The following is a 17,272-nucleotide window of genomic DNA, read 5'->3' on the forward strand; positions in this document are numbered from 1 at the left end:
TGCGGCGAAGAGGAGGAAATCATGGGCAAACCAACAGGATTTTTAGAATATGAGAGAGAGACGGCAAAAGTTCTGCCGCCAAAGGTCCGCATCGCAAACTTCAAAGAATTCAGGACCCCATTAAATAAAGAGAAACAGAAACTTCAGGGCGCACGCTGCATGGCATGCGGTGTCCCATTCTGCCAGTCAGGTATGATGATCGGCGGTATGGCATCCGGCTGCCCTCTGCACAACCTTGTACCTGAGACAAACGATCTGGTTTATACAGGCAACTGGAAACAGGCATTCTTAAGACTGAGCAAGACACATAGCTTCCCGGAATTTACTTCACGTGTCTGCCCTGCACTCTGCGAAGCAGCCTGCACCTGTAATATAAACGGAGAACCGGTATCCACCAAAGAAAACGAACGTGCGATCATTGAGACAGCCTATGAGAACGGATGGGTAACCCCGCAGATTCCGGAAGTACGTACAGGCAAGTCTATTGCAGTCATTGGAAGCGGTCCGTCCGGACTGGCAGCAGCCCAACAGTTAAACAGACGAGGCCACAGTGTAACTGTATTTGAAAGAAAAGACCGTGTAGGCGGACTTCTCCGTTACGGTATTCCTAACATGAAGTTGGACAAAGCTGTTGTTGACAGAAGAATCCATCTTATGGAAGAAGAGGGAGTGAAATTTGTTACAAATGTAAACGTAGGAAAGGACATCAAAGCAGAAGAACTTCTGAAACAGTTCGACCGCGTCATCCTTGCCTGCGGAGCATCCAATCCACGAGACATTAAAGTTCCGGGACGTGATGCAAAAGGAATCTACTTCGCAGTAGATTTTCTGGGACAGGTAACAAAAGCTCTTCTGGATTCTGACTTTGCCAAAGTTCCATATGAACTTGCAAAAGGCAAAAATGTTCTGGTCATCGGTGGCGGTGATACAGGAAATGACTGCGTAGGAACATCTATCCGTCTGGGTGCCAAATCTGTGATCCAGTTAGAGATGATGCCCAAGCCGCCAGTGGAAAGAACACCATCCAACCCATGGCCGCAGTGGCCGAGAGTCCTCAAAACAGACTATGGCCAGGAAGAAGCTATCGCAGTATTCGGACATGATCCACGAGTATACCAGACTACGGTTACAGAATTTATCAAAGATAAAAACGGAAATGTCTGCCAGGCAAAGCTCACAAAATTAAAGAGTGAAAAAGATCCAAAGACAGGACGTATGATGATGGTTCCTGTAGAAGGAAGCGAAGAAGTCATCCCTGTAGATGTAGTCCTTATCGCAGCCGGATTCCTTGGCAGTGAGAAATATGTAACAGACGCATTTAAGGTAGCCATCAATGGAAGAACCAATGTAGATACAAAACCAGAGCAGTATCAGACCTCCGTAGACAAAGTCTTCACAGCAGGAGACATGCACAGAGGCCAGTCCCTGGTAGTATGGGCAATACGTGAAGGCAGAGAAGCTGCGAAAGCAGTGGATGAATCACTGATGGGATATTCCTATCTGTAAAAATAAGATAAAATATGAGAAAGGTGCTATTGTCTGACGGAAAAAGACGTCAGGAAGTAGCACCTTTGTTTTTTGAAATGATTTTCGGGTGTTTCGGGTATTACAATAATTGTAGTTTAGTTTGAATAAACAAAAATACTTAGTAAACCCAGCGTTTATACGGGTTTGCAGCATTTTTAAAAGTCTTTTGATAACAAATTGATAACGGTTGTATAAGAGCAATTATTCTCGTAATCCAGTGGTTTTAGGGTTAGAGAATGATTAATAGGTGGTTGTGCAACAAATAAATCCATATTTATCTGGTTTGAGTCGGTCTTGGAATATTCCGACCAGAGCGTTGCTAAGTTTCTGTGACGGAACTTTTGCCCATGTTTGCGTAGTATCAAATTCCGGGTAGTGGTAACGCCACTCATCGTATTTGTCCTTGCTGATTTCTTCAGAAGATAGCTTGTCAGCCTGCTCTTTCCAGGCATACAGCATTTTCCAGAGTTCGTGAGCGTCCTTGCCTTTGAAAGTATCGACTTTCAGGCAGATATCTTCGTCTGATTCACTGACTGTTAGACCGTACAAATCTTCAAGGGTAAATAAAGTGTGTATCAGTCCGATATAGCTGTCAATGTCAGGCACATCGAGGGCATGAGGGGAAACATCCAAAGTCTGTGCCAGTGCAGCAATAAGTTCCGCTTTCGGTTTTCTTGTTCCTGTTTCCTTTTACGTTTTTGAAATGCTCTACTGGTGCGGTATCCGTGAGGGAGAATTGTTGGCACTGACCGCCGCTGACTTCAATTTTGAGAAAGAAACGGTCAGAATCAATAAGTCCTATCAGCGATTACACGGCGAAGATGTGATTACCACACCGAAAACAAAGAAAAGTAACCGTGTGATCAAAATGCCGAAGTTCCTCTGTGAAGAAATGCAGGAATATTTGCAGATGCTTTACGGATTGAAGAAGAAAGACCGAATCTTTACGGTCACAAAGAATATCGTAGAGGTGTATATCTGAATCTGCTTACAAGTGGAAGGTTGAATGATTATTTGGCTGATATAGAAGAACAGGCACAGAAACACTTTGAAAGGATTGTAGAGCAGATGGCAGAGAGTGAAGGTATTACCGAACAACTTAAAGCAACTGATCAGGTGGCTTGGGTAGTAGAAATGAATAATATTTGGAGTAGAGCAAGAGAGGTTGTGAATGCTGAATTGATTTATAACTAAAAGAGAAGAGATTTTGGATAAATGCTTGACTGTAAACCTTGTTTATAGCTTATTCTTAAGATAAAATAGAGTTGCTTGAAAGGAGTGCATAACATGAAAATAAAAGACGTAGAAGAACGAACAGGTTTATCCCGTTCTAATGTTCGTTTTTATGAAAAGGAAAAACTCATTGAGCCTTCAAGAAACGAAAGTAATGGTTATAGAGATTATTCAGAAAATGATGTGGAAAATATAAAGAAGATTGCATATCTGCGTACATTAGGAATTTCTATTGAGGATATACGAAGCATTATATCTGGAAAAGTAACATTGCAGGAAACGCTTGAGAGGCAGAATGAAATATTAAATAGTCAGATTACTGATTTGAATAAGGCAAAACGCATGTGCGAAAAAATGTTGGGTGAAGAAAGTATTAGTTATGAAAAATTACAGGTAGAACAATATGTAACAGAGTTGCAGGATTATTGGAAAGATAATCAAATTGTTTTCAAACTGGATTCAGCTAGCTTTTTGTATATATGGGGAAGTATGCTTACTTGGATAACGATTACCGTACTATGCTTGATTATTGGGACATTGTCTTATTCTAAGCTGCCGACAGAAATTCCGGTACAATGGAGTAAAGGTGTGGCAACATCTTTGGTGAATAAAAATTGGATTTTTATTTGTCCGGTTATTTGTATTATAATCCGTTATTTATTAAAACCTTTTATCTATGCCAAATTACAGATGAATAATTATTATGGAGAAATTATAACAGAGTATTTGACAAATTATATGTGTTTTATTGTATTGTCAGTAGAAGTTTTCTCAATACTTTTTACTTTCGGAGTGGTAAAAAGTGTTGTTGTACTTTTATTTGTGAACACGGCAGTCTTTATGGGATTGTTAGTAGTCGGATTGACGAAAATGGATTTGAGAGGAAAAGAAATTTTATGATTCAGATTTCAAATTTAACTAAAAAATATGGTGAAACAGTCGTTTTTTCGAACTTAAACTATACATTTGAAAATACTTGTATTTATGGACTTGTTGGAAGAAATGGAGCTGGAAAGACTACCCTTTTGAATATACTTTCGAATTATGATAAAAATTATACGGGAGTAATTTCTATCGACGGAGAAAAAATGAACAAGGTTGATTATCTTGATATGCCGGTTGCCTATGCAATGGATCAACCAAGTTTTTTTAATGAGCTGACAATATATGAAAATCTTCTTTTAATTGCTTCGAGTAGAAAGATAAAAAAGCAAGAGGCATTTGATAAAATCGAGAGGATTTTAGATGGGTTGGGATTAAAAAAGTATGAGAACTATTCTCCGTCAGAACTTTCAAAAGGTACAATGCAACGACTAAATAATGCTTGTGCAATGATACAAGAAGAAAAAATTACTATTTTTGATGAACCATTCTCAGGGCTTGATCCTGTCCAAATGAAACTTTTAGAAAATGTAATAGTAGAGTTTCACAAGAAAGAAAAAGGAATTTACATTATTTCAAGCCATGATATAGAGTGTTTACAAAATGTTTGTGACAAGTGTCTTTTGTTACATAACGGACAAATTAGAGAAATCAATACGGAGGAAGTTGATAGAGAGAAAATCGCAAAGATTTTATCTGAAGGGGAATAAAGTATGTATCAGTTGCTTTTGAAACAGAGATTCAAATTTGCAGTTAGAATGATTAAACGAAATATAGGTGCTTATCTTATACTGATTGCTATTGTGCCATGTATTCTTATATTACAATCTATGATTCAGACAACCCATGGAATGGATATTGCTGTTTTTATACCGTATGGTATTCTCTGCTTCTTGTTTATGAATTTGTTTGGAACAATACCAAGAATGCGTATTTTTCCTGAAACTTATATTTGGAAAATAGAAAAAACATATATTTGGCGAGTGAAGAAGATAGGAAAAAGCACGGTACTGACGTTGTGTGTTGCGTTGATTTTATTTTGGGCTTTCCCAATGGAGGGAATAGTTTTGAGACAGTTTATTGTGGTTATGATCTGTAACCCAATCGTCAATATGCATACGGTTTTATCGACGCAATATAAATATCGGGATATTACGAATATATGTATGTTAGCAGTAGTAATGATTTGCTTTTTTAATAGAAGTGTATTTGTTGCCAGTGTACTATTGATCATTTACGGATTATATTTCATTTTATATCCTTATTTTAGCTATCAAGCAATTATCCCGTTCTTTCAACAATATAATCAGATGTTATATGGTTTTTTGAATAGGGAATATGATACAGTCTTGCAAACACAGGATGAAGTGTTTTTCCAAAATAATCAGAGAGAAATGAAGGGACTGATGAAGAAATATTATGGCAACCGCTACCGTTTTTTGATGGTTTATGAGGTGGTTAGTGTTATTAGAAGAAAGAAACAGATTATGTATCAGTATTTTGCGATTGTTTTAATCACAATGTTATTATCGCAGATAGAGGGAAAATATATTGAGTATGTATTATTGTTTTCTATATTGATATTAGGACAGAATGTTGTCAGCTATAATGTGCAAAATGAATTACGTTTAGTTAAAAAAGGATTTCCGCTCAGATATTCTTTAAAAGAAAAATTACAATGCAAGTCAGTTATTGGAATGTTCTTGTTGTTACTCCCGATGCTCTGTTATTGGATAGCGTATAAATTTGAATTATTTAGTATTCTCCTTTGGATATGGATGCCGATTCAGAGTATTATAATATATACAGCAAAGAACCGGCTGCAAAGGTTACTATATATACTTCCATTTTATATTTTGTCATTGTTATCTATGAGAGTATGGTAGATGTTTTTTTAACAATAAGATTATTGATTTTCTAAGCAAAACCGCTTATAATTTGAGTCGGAACATATTGCTATTATCCACAGCAAATAATACTTTTGTTACATTAAATTTGCATATCTACATATCTAAAATAATTTTTGAACCATTCGGCTCATCCATTTCCCTTTATGATTAAGTACAAAAGACAGTATTTTTGAATTTGTATTTTGCGTATTTTTCTTTCGGAGAATACGGAAACCTTTTCAAATTTGGCATAGAAAAATTGATTGACACCATATACGATACCACATATAATGTAAATAGGAGATATAAGAATGTCAAAATGGGATAAACTGATAACACGTATATGTAATTTATCAAAAGATCTTCGATTTGATGAATTGCGAAAAGTATTGGAAAGTTATGGATATGAAATGAATGTTCCGAGAAGTGGAAGCAGTCATTATACATTTAGAAAGTCTGGATGTATGCCTATTACAATACCAAAACATGAGCCGATAAAGAAAGTATATGTAGAAATGGTAAGGGAAATAGTAGAAAGTGAGGCGAAGAATCATGAAGACGCTGAATGATTATATGTCAATGTCCTATCGTATGGAAGTTGTAGAAGATAAAACCGAAGGAGGATTCGTAGTTTCGTATCCGGATCTCCCTGGTTGCATTACCTGCGGAGAAACAGTGGAAAGTGCAATTTCAAATGCCCTGGATGCAAAAAAAGCATGGCTTGAAGCTGCATTAGAAGAAGGAGTAGAAATCCATGAGCCGGATAGCCTTGAAGATTATTCCGGACAGTTTAAACTGAGAATTCCAAGAAGCCTGCATAGACTACTGGCAGAACATTCTCAGAGAGAGGGAATCAGTATGAATCAGTATTGCGTATATCTTCTTTCAAGGAATGATGCGGTATTCTCAAAATAGCGATTATAAGTAAGCTACAAAGTGTGTTGTCGAGATCGGAGCGCACAGTAACATGGAAAGAGTCGATGATTTATTAACGAAAAATAAGCAGTTGACAAAAAATAAGCATGTTGTTATAATTGCCTACATGAACAAAGGCGTTCTTTCTATAGAAAAGTAACTGTAGAAAGTGCGCCATTTTTTATATCATTATAAGAAGAATCTATAAAACTTCCAGACAGGACAAAACTGTATCGAAGAATCATTAAGAAAGCAAAAACAGCAGAAACTATGCTGACAAGGAGTGAATGAAAATGGGGAATTATACCAGAGAAGAAATATTACAGATGGCTGAGGAGGAAGACGTGGAATTTATCCGTCTCCAGTTCACAGATATGTTCGGAACGCTGAAAAACATCGCCATAACTGCCCGGGAACTTCCCCGCGCACTGGATAACCGATGTATCGTAGATGGTTCCTTTATCGCAGGAATCGCAGGAGAATCCGAACCGGATATGTACTTAAGACCGGATCTTGACACCTTTGCAATTCTCCCATGGAGACCACAGCAGGGCAAAGTTGCCAGACTGTTATGCGATATCTATTGTCCGGACGGAACCCCTCATGAGAGAAGTCCGAGATATATCCTGAAGAAAACCGCCCGGGAGGCAAAGAAGGAGGGATACACCTGTCTGGTAGATCCGGAATGTGAGTTTTTCCTTTTTCATACAGATGATAACGGAGTTCCGACTACTGTAACACATGAAAAGGCCGGATATCTGGATGTCAGTCCTGTGGATCTGGGTGAAAACGCAAGACGTGATATTGTATTAAATCTGGAAGACATGGGGATTGAGGTAGAATCTTCTCACCATGAAACTGCTCCTGCACAGCACGAAGTAGATTTCAAATACGGTGAAGTCCGTACGATTGCAGACCGGATCATGTCATTTAAGATGACGGTCCGTACCATTGCCAAACGCCATGGACTTCATGCGACGTTTATGCCGAAACCAAGGGCAGAAGTAAACGGCTCCGGAATGCACATTCATTTCTCCTTATTTAAAGATGGAAGAAATGTATTCGTCAATCCGGGAAATCCACAGGAATTAAGCGAAGAAGCTTATTACTTCGTAGGAGGTCTTCTGGCTCACAGCAAAGAGATGGCACTGATCACCAATCCTATCGTAAATTCCTACAAACGTCTGGTTCCGGGCTATGAAGCACCGACAGAACTGACATGGACAAAGAACAACCAGAATTCACTGGTAAGAATTCCGGGATCCAGAGGTATGGAGACAAGGATCGAACTGAGAAGTCCGGATGCAGCAGCAAATCCGTATCTGGTATTTGCAGTATGTCTGGCAGCAGGACTGGATGGAATCAATAAGAAGATTTATCCGACTAAGTCCTCCAGCAGAGAGTTATCCGAAACAGATCAGAAAACAATGAAGATTGAAAATCTTCCGGGAAATTTGAACGAAGCAATTGATTACTTCGAACAGAGTGACTGGATCAAAGAAGTACTTGGAACAGAATTTTGTAAAGAATACGCAGCAGCCAAGAAAAAAGAATGGCTTCGCTATACAAGAGAAATTTCAGCCTGGGAAATCGAGGAATACTTATACAGAATTTAACCGAATCAAACAAGTCCCCTGTAGAAATTGTAAAAGGCAATAAGCAGTGGGTGGGGACTTGTTTGTATCAGGAGGAGCGAAGCTTCTTCTGATAAACTGCGAAGCAGTTATTCGGTTATGAGCAAGTAGCGAAGCGGATTGCGAACATCCGCTTGATCAAAATCAAACAAGTCCCCTGCAGAGGTTGCAAAAAGCAATAAGCAGTGGACGGAAACTCAGGCTGTAACAGAAATAGGAGTGGCAGAGTTATGAGCAGCAGCATTGTGATTGCGTTACCGAAAATTGAAGACGCAAAGAAAATCCGCACAATACTTAACAGACATGGGCTCACAGTAGCCTCTGTCTGCAGCTCTGTCTCTAATGCGCTGGCCAGTATCTCAGAGCTTGACAGTGGTGTTCTGATATGTGGGTATAAGCTGACAGATGCCTATTATAAAGACGCTCTCGATAACCTGCCACAGTATTTTGAAATGTTGCTTCTGGCTTCTCAGCGTATTATAGATGAAGCACCGAATTCCGTCAGCACTGTACAGATGCCGATGAAAGCAAGCGTACTGATAGATACGGTCAATGACATGCTCTATCATCTGGAACGCCGGATCAAAAAAGAAAAAAAGAAACCAAAGCCCAGATCAGAAAAAGAACAGAATTATATCTCGAATGCTAAACGTCTTCTGATGGAAAAAAACCAGATGACAGAAGACGAAGCGTACAGACATATTCAGAAATGCAGCATGGATTCAGGAACCAACATGGTAGAAACTGCACAGATGTTACTCATGCTGATGTATGATGAAATCTGATTTTTCAAACACGTTCTAAATAAAATATCCGAAAATAATAAGGAAAATTTTGTAAAAAATGACGATATTATTTTGACAGAATATGTGGTAATATACAGAATATATTTTTGTTCATATCAAGTTAGAGGCAAAATACATTTTAACCCTAACATTATATTATATATAGAAAGAACACAAACAAACATAAAATAGATAATGACAGGAAGAATGATTACAAAGGCGTAATCAGAGAGTCCAGGGGACAACTATCCCCGGATTTTCTGATTACGCCTTTTTGATATTCAAGGAGTAAAAGAATGATAAAGTCATTTGCATCTGCGCAGACTGATTTTTGAAGACAGACTCCATCGGACATATCACAAAGGTTTTCAGAAATGAAGAAATGGAGGATGAGGAAATGGAATTTATGGATGGAACATGGAAAAAAGAAATCAATACCTGGGAGGAACTCGTAGGTAATAATCTCCTGAACCAGGAAGCCGTAATCGAAGGCGCTGTTCACAGCATCCGTAATATGGGTGATGTGGCATTTATCATTCTTAGAAGAAGGGAAGGCTTATTCCAGACAGTCTATGAAAATGAAATGGCAAATGTTTCCATTCATGAATTGAAGGAAGCAATGACGATCAGGGTGAAAGGAATCCTGCATGAAGAGGAGAGAGCACCCCACGGAAGAGAGCTTCGTATTCGTCATATTGATATTTTATCAACACCGGCAGAGCCACTTCCAATGGCAATCGACAAATGGAAACTGAACACTTCCCTGGAAGCAAAATTAAACTACAGACCGATTTCCCTGAGAAATATTCAGGAGCGTTCCAAATTTAAAATTCAGGAGGCACTGACAAAAGCATTCCGTGATTATCTTTACGGACAGGGATTCACAGAAATCCATACTCCGAAGATCGGAGCCAGAGGAGCAGAGGGTGGGGCAAACCTTTTCAAATTTAGCTACTTCCACAAACCTGCAGTACTTGCGCAGAGCCCACAGTTCTACAAGCAGATGATGGTTGGCGTATTTGACAGAGTATTTGAGACAGGCCCTGTATTCCGGGCTGAGAAACATAATACAAAACGTCATTTAAATGAATACACCAGTCTGGACTTCGAGATGGGATATATTGACAGCTTCGAAGAAATTATGGCAATGGAAACAGGATTCCTCCAGTATGCCATGAACCTTCTGAAAACAGAATATGCAAAAGAAGTACAGATTTTGAAGCTTGAGATCCCGGATGTATCCAAAATCCCGGCAGTCCGTTTCGATGTAGCCAAGGAACTGGTATCACAGAAATATAACCGTAAGATCAGAAATCCATTCGATCTGGAGCCGGAAGAAGAAGCATTGATCGGACAGTATTTCAAAGAAGAATATGGCTCAGATTTCGTATTTGTCACACATTATCCGTCAAAGAAACGTCCATTCTATGCAATGGATGATCCGGAAGACGCAAGATTTACCTTAAGCTTTGACCTGTTATTCAAAGGCCTTGAGATCACAACAGGCGGACAGCGTATCCATGATTACAACATGCTGGTACAGAAAATTGAAGACAGAGGTATGACGCAGGAAGGCATGGAACAGTATCTGGATACCTTCAAACATGGTATGCCGCCTCACGGTGGACTGGGAATCGGTCTGGAACGTCTGACCATGCAGCTTATCGGTGAAGAGAATGTTCGTGAAACCTGTCTCTTCCCGCGAGATATGAACCGTCTGGAACCGTAAATAAGTCGGAAATAAAAGCAATATAGAATGTTACAGGCAGTATATATAAGGAGAAAATCATGGCAAAGATCATAGATGATGAAACAATGGAAAACGTCTGCATCCTCGCTAAACTTTCCCTCTCGGAAGAAGAAAAGGAAAAAGCCAAAGCCGAAATGCAGAAAATGCTTGATTATGTAGAGAAACTGGATGAACTGGATACATCGGAAGTAGAGCCTATGTCCCATATTTTCCAGGACGAAAACGTATTTCGTGAGGACGTTGTCACAAACGGAGACAACAAAGAAGCAATGCTGGCAAATGCACCGAAAGCAAAAGAAGGACAGTATCAGGTTCCGAAAACCATAGGATAGGAGACAGGACAATGGAGTTGGAGAAATTAACAGCCTTGCAGCTGGGGGAAAAAATAAAACAGCGTCAGGTCAGCGTCCTGGATGGAGTAAAAACTGTTTTTGAACAGATTGAGAAACAGGATTCAGAAGTACACGCTTATCTTGACACATATAAAGAAGAAGCATACAAACGTGCAGAAGAAGTACAGAAAGGCATCGAGGACGGTACTTATACCAGTCCTCTTGCAGGCGTACCGATCGCGATCAAAGATAATATCTGTATTAACGGAAAGAAAACTACCTGTGCATCAAAGATTCTTGAGAATTTTGTGCCTCAGTATAATGCAGAAGTCATTGACCGTCTGGAAAAAGCCGGACTGGTCATTATCGGAAAAACAAACATGGATGAATTTGCCATGGGAAGTACAACAGAGACCTCCGCTTACGGCATCACCAGAAACCCATGGAATCTGGAACATGTACCAGGCGGTTCTTCAGGTGGTTCCTGTGCAGCAGTGGCAGCAGGAGAAACTTATCTGGCACTTGGTTCAGATACAGGTGGATCTATTCGTCAGCCAAGTTCCTACTGTGGTGTAACCGGAATTAAACCAACCTATGGAACAGTATCCCGTTACGGTCTTGTAGCTTATGCGTCTTCCCTGGATCAGATCGGACCTGTAGGAAAAGACGTATCTGACTGTGCAGCTCTTCTGGAGATCATCGCAGGACATGATACAAAAGACAGCACATCCATGAAAAGAGAAGATCTTCAGTTCTCCAAAGAACTGACAGGAGATATCAAGGGGATGAAATTCGGAGTTCCTGAAGAATATCTGGCAGAGGGACTTGATCCGGAAGTAAAAGCATCTTTTATGGGTGTTCTTGATACGCTGAAAGAACTGGGAGCAGAAGTAGAATTCTTCTCTATCAAAACCATGGAATACATGATTCCGGCTTATTATATTATCGCCAGTGCAGAAGCAAGTTCCAACCTGGAACGTTTCGATGGAGTGAAGTACGGTTTCCGTGCAGCAGAATATGAAGGTCTTCACGACATGTACAAAAAGACCAGAACAGCAGGTTTCGGTGAGGAAGTAAAACGCCGTATCATGCTTGGTTCCTTCGTGTTAAGCTCCGGTTATTATGATGCATACTATCTGAAGGCACTCCGCACAAAAGCCCTGATCAAGAAAGAATTTGACCAGGCATTTGGCAAATATGATGTGCTCCTTGCACCTGCATCTCCATTTACAGCACCGAAGATCGGTGAAAGCTTAAAAGATCCCCTTGCCATGTATCTTGGAGATATCTACACAGTAGCAGTCAATCTCTGCGGTCTTCCGGGAATTACAGTTCCATGCGGAAAAGACAGCAAAGGTCTCCCAATCGGTATCCAGATGATCGGGGACTGCTTCATGGAAAAGAAAATCCTGCGTGCAGCACACGCCTATGAAACCAGCCGCGGCTCCTTTGCCGTGCCAGGAGAAGGAGGCACCAGATAATGAAACAGTACGAAACAGTCATAGGACTTGAAGTCCATGTAGAACTTGCAACAAAAACAAAAATTTTCTGCGGATGCTCCACTGAATTCGGAGGAGCACCCAATACACATACATGCCCGGTCTGCACAGGTATGCCGGGTTCCCTGCCTGTATTAAATAAGAAAGTAGTAGAGTTTGCCCTGAAAGCAGGTCTTGCAGCAAACTGCCAGATCCATCAGTACTGCAAATTTGACCGTAAGAACTATTTCTATCCGGACAACCCACAGAACTATCAGATTTCCCAGTTATATCTGCCAATCTGCCACGACGGATGGGTAGAGATCGAAACCTCCGCAGGCAAAAAGAAAATCCGTATCCACGAAATGCATATGGAAGAGGATGCTGGTAAACTGATTCATGATGAATGGGAAGATTGCTCACTGGTAGACTACAACCGAAGCGGTGTTCCACTGATCGAGATCGTATCCGAACCGGATATGAGAAGCTCCGAGGAAGTAATCGCCTATCTTGAAAAACTCCGTTGTATGATGCAGTATCTGGGTGTATCAGACTGTAAACTTCAGGAAGGCTCCATGCGTGCAGACGTTAACCTTTCTGTCCGTGAGGTAGGTGCAGAACAATTCGGTACCAGAACAGAGATGAAGAACCTGAACTCTTTCAAAGCCATTGCCAGAGCAATCGAAGGCGAAAGAGAACGTCAGATTGAACTGATTGAAGAAGGCAAGGCAGTTACACAGGAAACACGCCGTTGGGATGACAATAAAGAATATTCTTACGCCATGCGTTCCAAGGAAGATGCCAAAGACTACAGATATTTCCCTGATCCAGATCTGCCTCCAATCCATATTTCTGATGCATGGATTGAAAAGATCAAAGCAGAACAGCCGGAGCTTCGCGAAGTGAAACAGGCCCGTTATCAGGAAGAGTACGGACTTCCGGCATACGATGCGGGAATCCTTACAGAATCCCGCCATCTTGCAGGTCTTTTTGAAGAAACAGCAGCAATCTACGGAAATGCAAAGAAGACAGCAAACTGGTTTATGGGTGAGGTACTCCGTCTGACGAAAGATAAAGCTATGGATCCGGAACAGGTATCTTTCTCACCGAAGCATCTTGCAGATCTTCTGGTAATGGTAGAAAAATCCGAAGTCAGCCCTCAGAATGCCAAAAAAGTCTTTGAGAAAGTCTTTGAGGAAGACATTGATCCTGTAGCCTACATTGAGGAACATGGTCTGAAGATTGTAGAAGACACAGGACTTCTGGAAGAAATCATCAACAGGATCCTGGATGCTAACCCAGGACCACTTTCAGAACTTCTGGGAGGTAAAGATAAAGTCATGGGCTTCTTTGTAGGTCAGATCATGAAAGAGATGAAAGGCAAGGCAAATCCTGCAAGCGTCCGCGAGACACTAATGAAAGAAGTAGAGAAGCGCAAATAAAATAAATCACCCCGGACATTATGCCCGGGGTAAAAAATGTTAATATATTACCAGTGAACAGTAGCGTTAATATTAAAAATTATTCTCAAAAAAACTTTGAGACTTTACATTATTAAATAATTAAGTATAATAAAATTCGAATAAAACATATTTGAAGAAAAGACACAAATAGAAATGGAAAGGCAAAGCAGCAGCCTGCTGTAGACAGGTATATAAAAACTGCGAAACATGCCAGGGAGGAAATCAAACATGGTAACAGTAAACCACAACTATCTGAAATTACCGGGAAGCTATCTGTTTTCCACAATTGGAAAAAAAGTAAAAGCATATAAAGAAGCTAACCCACAGGCAAACGTGATCTCACTGGGAATCGGTGATGTAACCCAGCCTCTGGCTCCGGCGATCATTGAGGCACTTCATAAATCTGTAGATGAAATGGGTGATGCAGCTACATTTCATGGTTATGCACCTGATCTTGGTTATGAATTTTTAAGATCTGCCATTGCAAAGAATGACTACAAAGACAGAGGCTGTGACATTGAAGCAGACGAAATCTTTGTATCTGACGGTGCAAAGAGCGATTCCGGAAATATCCAGGAAATATTCGGACTGGATAATAAGATTGCAGTGTGCGACCCTGTATACCCAGTATATGTAGATACAAACGTAATGGCAGGCCGTACAGGAGAATACAACAAAGAACGTGGCAACTTTGATAACGTAATCTATATGCCATGTACAGCATCCAACGGCTTCCTTCCGGAATTCCCGGAAGAAGTACCGGATCTTATCTACCTTTGCTTCCCGAACAACCCGACCGGTGGTGCGATTACCAAACCGCAGCTTCAGGAATGGGTAGACTATGCAAATAAAAACGGTTCTGTAATTATCTATGATGCAGCATACGAAGCATACATCTCCGAAGAAGATGTACCGCACAGCATCTATGAGTGCGAAGGAGCAAGAACCTGCGCCATCGAACTGCGCAGCTTCTCCAAAAATGCAGGTTTCACAGGTGTCCGTCTCGGCTTTACAGTTGTACCAAAGGATCTGGTTCGTGACGGTGTAGATCTCCACAGTCTCTGGGCAAGACGTCATGGCACAAAATTTAATGGTGCGCCATATATCGTACAGCGTGCAGGAGAGGCGGTATACTCTCCTGAAGGAAAAGCACAGCTGAAAGAACAGGTAGGCTACTATATGAGCAACGCCAAAGCCATCTACGAAGGTCTGGCATCAGCAGGCTATTCCGTATCCGGTGGCGTAAACGCTCCGTATATCTGGCTGAAAACACCTGATAAGATGACTTCCTGGGAGTTCTTTGACTATCTCCTTGAAAAAGCCAACATTGTAGGAACTCCAGGCTCAGGATTTGGTGCTCATGGTGAGGGATTCTTCCGTCTCACTGCGTTTGGAACACATGAGAATACACTGGAAGCAATTGAACGAATTAAGAATCTGTAAGCAGCTTCCTGATAGGAACGAGTGGGATTATAATTTCGCAAAATTTAACCGAATCAAGTAAGTTCCCTGCGGAGCAGTTATTCGGTGTAGAGCTGCGTAGCGAAGCGGATGATTTTATCCACTTGACTATGAAAATGAAAAACGGCAGGACGAAAATCCTTGAAAATCAAGGGTTTCGGACCTGTCGTTTCTATTTTATAAAAATATATATGGAATTTGATTACTATTTAAGTATTAATGTTGTTTTCTGAGATAATCTGTCGAATTTGTTCCTTTGCAACTGCCATAAAAAATACTCCTTTTCGATAAGAATTGTCATATCTGAATTCTTACCAAAAAGGAGTTATTTTTTACCAAAAACATAAACTATTTTACACTACCTACTGGTATTAAAAGATGTAGAAACCTTCTTCGCCAAAATAATCATCCAATTCATCCTCATTTAGGAAATAATCCATATCCAGAAGTTCATCCTCGCTCATACGGCGAATGTCCATGGACGTCATGCCTTCAGGTGGATTATCCATATATTTTCTGCGCAGTTCCTCAATATCTGGTTTCATGTTATTGATCTCTTGGAACAATACGGAACCAGTATTCCGATATTTGAGAGCGTGATTCCGGTATCTGTGAAGGCTGCAGAAGCTAGTGCCGAAGGAATCAGTATCTATGGTTACTGTATTATTGCAAAGTATCCAACATTTCAAAAGAGAATGACGGAGATATTTCGCCTTATTTATTCTTGTAGTAACCAATCGGCTATATCGTGAATTTGGATTCCTTCATAGCTATATTGGGGATGTTTGGTTCTGGCAATAATCATTTTCGGATAAGCATCTCGAATCTGAAGCAGAGGAGAGCATTCTCTCTCAAATGTTTCCTGCCCGGAAATGTTGTCGCTGACCTGAATATAAAACTTCTCGCTACCTCTCTGAGCAACAAAGTCGATTTCCTTCTGATAAAGCTTGCCGACATAAACATCATATCCACGGCGAAGAAGCTCGATGCATACGATGTTTTCATATACTCTGCCATAATCCATATTTCTGCTCCCCAGTATTGCATATCGAATACCGCTGTCACACAAATAGAACTTTTCAGAGCTTTCAAGGTATTTCTTACCTCGGATGTCGTATCTCTTAATATCATAAAATACAAAAGCATTGCACAAATACTTAATGTATTTGCCGACGGTTACATGATTGGTTGGAGTTTCATTTGCTGTCAGTAGCTGACTGATCTTATTAGGAGAAGTCAGGTTGCTGATATTATCCATAAGGAACTCGCTCAGACGTTGTAAAACCAAAGTGTCAGGGAGATTATATTTCTGTACCAAATCCCTTGTAACAATAGTTTCGTAGACCTCTTTGATATAGTTTGTTCTGTCTTTTTCGGTTCTATAAGCATAGGAACCTGCTAAACCGCCCTTGATAGAGTACTCATCAAAGAGCTTATCTTTGTCACTGATATCATCATAATATTGGCAATATTCCTGGAAGCTGAAAGGAAACATATGAATTTCAATATAGCGTCCGGTAAACAGAGTTGCCAGATCCGCACTCAACAGGAAAGCATTAGAGCCTGTTACATAGATGTCGTATTTTCCCTTAGAATACAGGCTGTTGATTGCCAGCTCAAACTTGGGACACATCTGAACCTCGTCTACAAACAGGTAGTTCGTTTTGCCTTCCTGATAATGTTCTTCCACATAGGAGTGTAAGGCATGGTATTCCTTGATTTCTTCATATGCTAAATCCATGAAGTCAATGAAGATAATATTGATGTTTTCAAAGTTGTTTTTCAGATACGCAATATATGCCTGCATCAGTTTAGACTTACCAGATCGACGAATACCCGTGATGATCTTGATGTCAGGAGTGCCATTCAGTTCAATGATTCTATCGAGATATTTTGCTCTCGTGATTGTTTTCATTTAGTCAC

The 17,272-nt window shown here is 40.3% G+C and carries 16 protein-coding genes and 2 pseudogenes; 15 read left to right on the forward strand and 3 right to left on the reverse strand.

Features of this window, described 5'->3' with window-relative positions; all coding sequences use genetic code 11:
* Positions 1–21 precede the first annotated feature (21 nt).
* Positions 22–1,506, forward strand: a complete 1,485-nt coding sequence (locus NQ550_RS06855) for a glutamate synthase subunit beta (protein ID WP_025579452.1) — start codon at positions 22–24, stop codon at positions 1,504–1,506.
* A gap of 261 nt (positions 1,507–1,767) precedes the next feature.
* On the opposite strand, the pseudogene NQ550_RS06860 reads toward NQ550_RS06855, so the two are convergent.
* A pseudogene (locus tag NQ550_RS06860) lies at positions 1,768–2,214 on the reverse strand (helix-turn-helix domain-containing protein); the annotation flags it as partial.
* On the opposite strand from NQ550_RS06860, the pseudogene NQ550_RS06865 reads away from it, so the two are divergent.
* The 14 genes and pseudogenes from NQ550_RS06865 to NQ550_RS06930 all read left to right on the forward strand — a co-directional run.
* A pseudogene (locus tag NQ550_RS06865) lies at positions 2,207–2,488 on the forward strand (site-specific integrase); the annotation flags it as partial. The pseudogenes NQ550_RS06860 and NQ550_RS06865 overlap by 8 nt on opposite strands.
* Before the next feature lie 53 nt (positions 2,489–2,541).
* A complete protein-coding gene (locus NQ550_RS06870) occupies positions 2,542–2,721 on the forward strand; it encodes a TnpV protein (protein WP_330366480.1) in 180 nt (59 codons plus the stop codon).
* Between the two features lie 93 nt (positions 2,722–2,814).
* On the forward strand, positions 2,815–3,660 hold the full coding sequence (locus NQ550_RS06875; RefSeq protein WP_025579456.1) for a MerR family transcriptional regulator: 846 nt from the start codon (positions 2,815–2,817) through the stop codon (positions 3,658–3,660).
* A complete protein-coding gene (locus NQ550_RS06880) occupies positions 3,657–4,352 on the forward strand; it encodes an ATP-binding cassette domain-containing protein (RefSeq protein WP_025579458.1) in 696 nt (231 codons plus the stop codon). Before NQ550_RS06875 ends, NQ550_RS06880 begins: the two co-directional genes overlap by 4 nt.
* A 3-nt stretch (positions 4,353–4,355) precedes the next feature.
* Entirely contained in the window at positions 4,356–5,528 is a 1,173-nt protein-coding gene (locus NQ550_RS06885) for a hypothetical protein (RefSeq protein WP_025579460.1), read from the forward strand.
* A 314-nt stretch (positions 5,529–5,842) separates the two neighbouring features.
* The gene (locus NQ550_RS06890; RefSeq protein WP_025579462.1) at positions 5,843–6,100 is read left to right on the forward strand and encodes a type II toxin-antitoxin system HicA family toxin; all 258 of its coding nucleotides are present in this window, start codon (positions 5,843–5,845) and stop codon (positions 6,098–6,100) included.
* Positions 6,084–6,446, forward strand: a complete 363-nt coding sequence (locus tag NQ550_RS06895; protein ID WP_008704906.1) for a type II toxin-antitoxin system HicB family antitoxin — start codon at positions 6,084–6,086, stop codon at positions 6,444–6,446. Before NQ550_RS06890 ends, NQ550_RS06895 begins: the two co-directional genes overlap by 17 nt.
* A gap of 293 nt (positions 6,447–6,739) precedes the next feature.
* On the forward strand, positions 6,740–8,062 hold the full coding sequence (locus NQ550_RS06900; protein ID WP_008704905.1) for a glutamine synthetase family protein: 1,323 nt from the start codon (positions 6,740–6,742) through the stop codon (positions 8,060–8,062).
* A 248-nt stretch (positions 8,063–8,310) separates the two neighbouring features.
* Positions 8,311–8,865: an ANTAR domain-containing response regulator gene (locus NQ550_RS06905; protein WP_025579464.1), complete on the forward strand. Its 555-nt coding sequence runs from the start codon at positions 8,311–8,313 to the stop codon at positions 8,863–8,865.
* 397 nt (positions 8,866–9,262) lie between these two features.
* A complete protein-coding gene (gene aspS / locus NQ550_RS06910) occupies positions 9,263–10,594 on the forward strand; it encodes an aspartate--tRNA(Asn) ligase (RefSeq protein WP_022380269.1) in 1,332 nt (443 codons plus the stop codon).
* Positions 10,595–10,653: 59 nt separating this feature from the next.
* Positions 10,654–10,947, forward strand: coding sequence for an Asp-tRNA(Asn)/Glu-tRNA(Gln) amidotransferase subunit GatC (gatC, locus tag NQ550_RS06915; RefSeq protein WP_008704901.1), 294 nt, complete (start codon positions 10,654–10,656; stop codon positions 10,945–10,947).
* 11 nt (positions 10,948–10,958) lie between these two features.
* Complete coding sequence (gatA, locus tag NQ550_RS06920) at positions 10,959–12,428, forward strand: Asp-tRNA(Asn)/Glu-tRNA(Gln) amidotransferase subunit GatA (RefSeq protein ID WP_008704899.1); 1,470 nt, start codon at positions 10,959–10,961, stop codon at positions 12,426–12,428.
* Positions 12,425–13,867 carry an Asp-tRNA(Asn)/Glu-tRNA(Gln) amidotransferase subunit GatB gene (gene gatB, locus NQ550_RS06925; protein WP_025579467.1) on the forward strand — a complete coding sequence of 481 codons (1,443 nt, stop codon included), beginning with the start codon at positions 12,425–12,427 and terminating at the stop codon, positions 13,865–13,867. Before gatA ends, gatB begins: the two co-directional genes overlap by 4 nt.
* A gap of 249 nt (positions 13,868–14,116) precedes the next feature.
* Entirely contained in the window at positions 14,117–15,331 is a 1,215-nt protein-coding gene (locus tag NQ550_RS06930; protein ID WP_025579469.1) for an LL-diaminopimelate aminotransferase, read from the forward strand.
* Positions 15,332–15,720: 389 nt separating this feature from the next.
* Here the strand turns inward: NQ550_RS06930 and NQ550_RS06935 are convergent, their stop codons facing one another.
* Entirely contained in the window at positions 15,721–15,894 is a 174-nt protein-coding gene (locus NQ550_RS06935; RefSeq protein WP_008704896.1) for a hypothetical protein, read from the reverse strand.
* A gap of 173 nt (positions 15,895–16,067) precedes the next feature.
* Positions 16,068–17,264, reverse strand: a complete 1,197-nt coding sequence (locus NQ550_RS06945) for an ATP-binding protein (RefSeq protein ID WP_025581322.1) — start codon at positions 17,262–17,264, stop codon at positions 16,068–16,070.
* Positions 17,265–17,272: the final 8 nt, after the last annotated feature.

Origin of the sequence: Blautia wexlerae DSM 19850 (genome assembly GCF_025148125.1) — a bacterium.
Taxonomy (GTDB): domain Bacteria; phylum Bacillota; class Clostridia; order Lachnospirales; family Lachnospiraceae; genus Blautia_A; species Blautia_A wexlerae.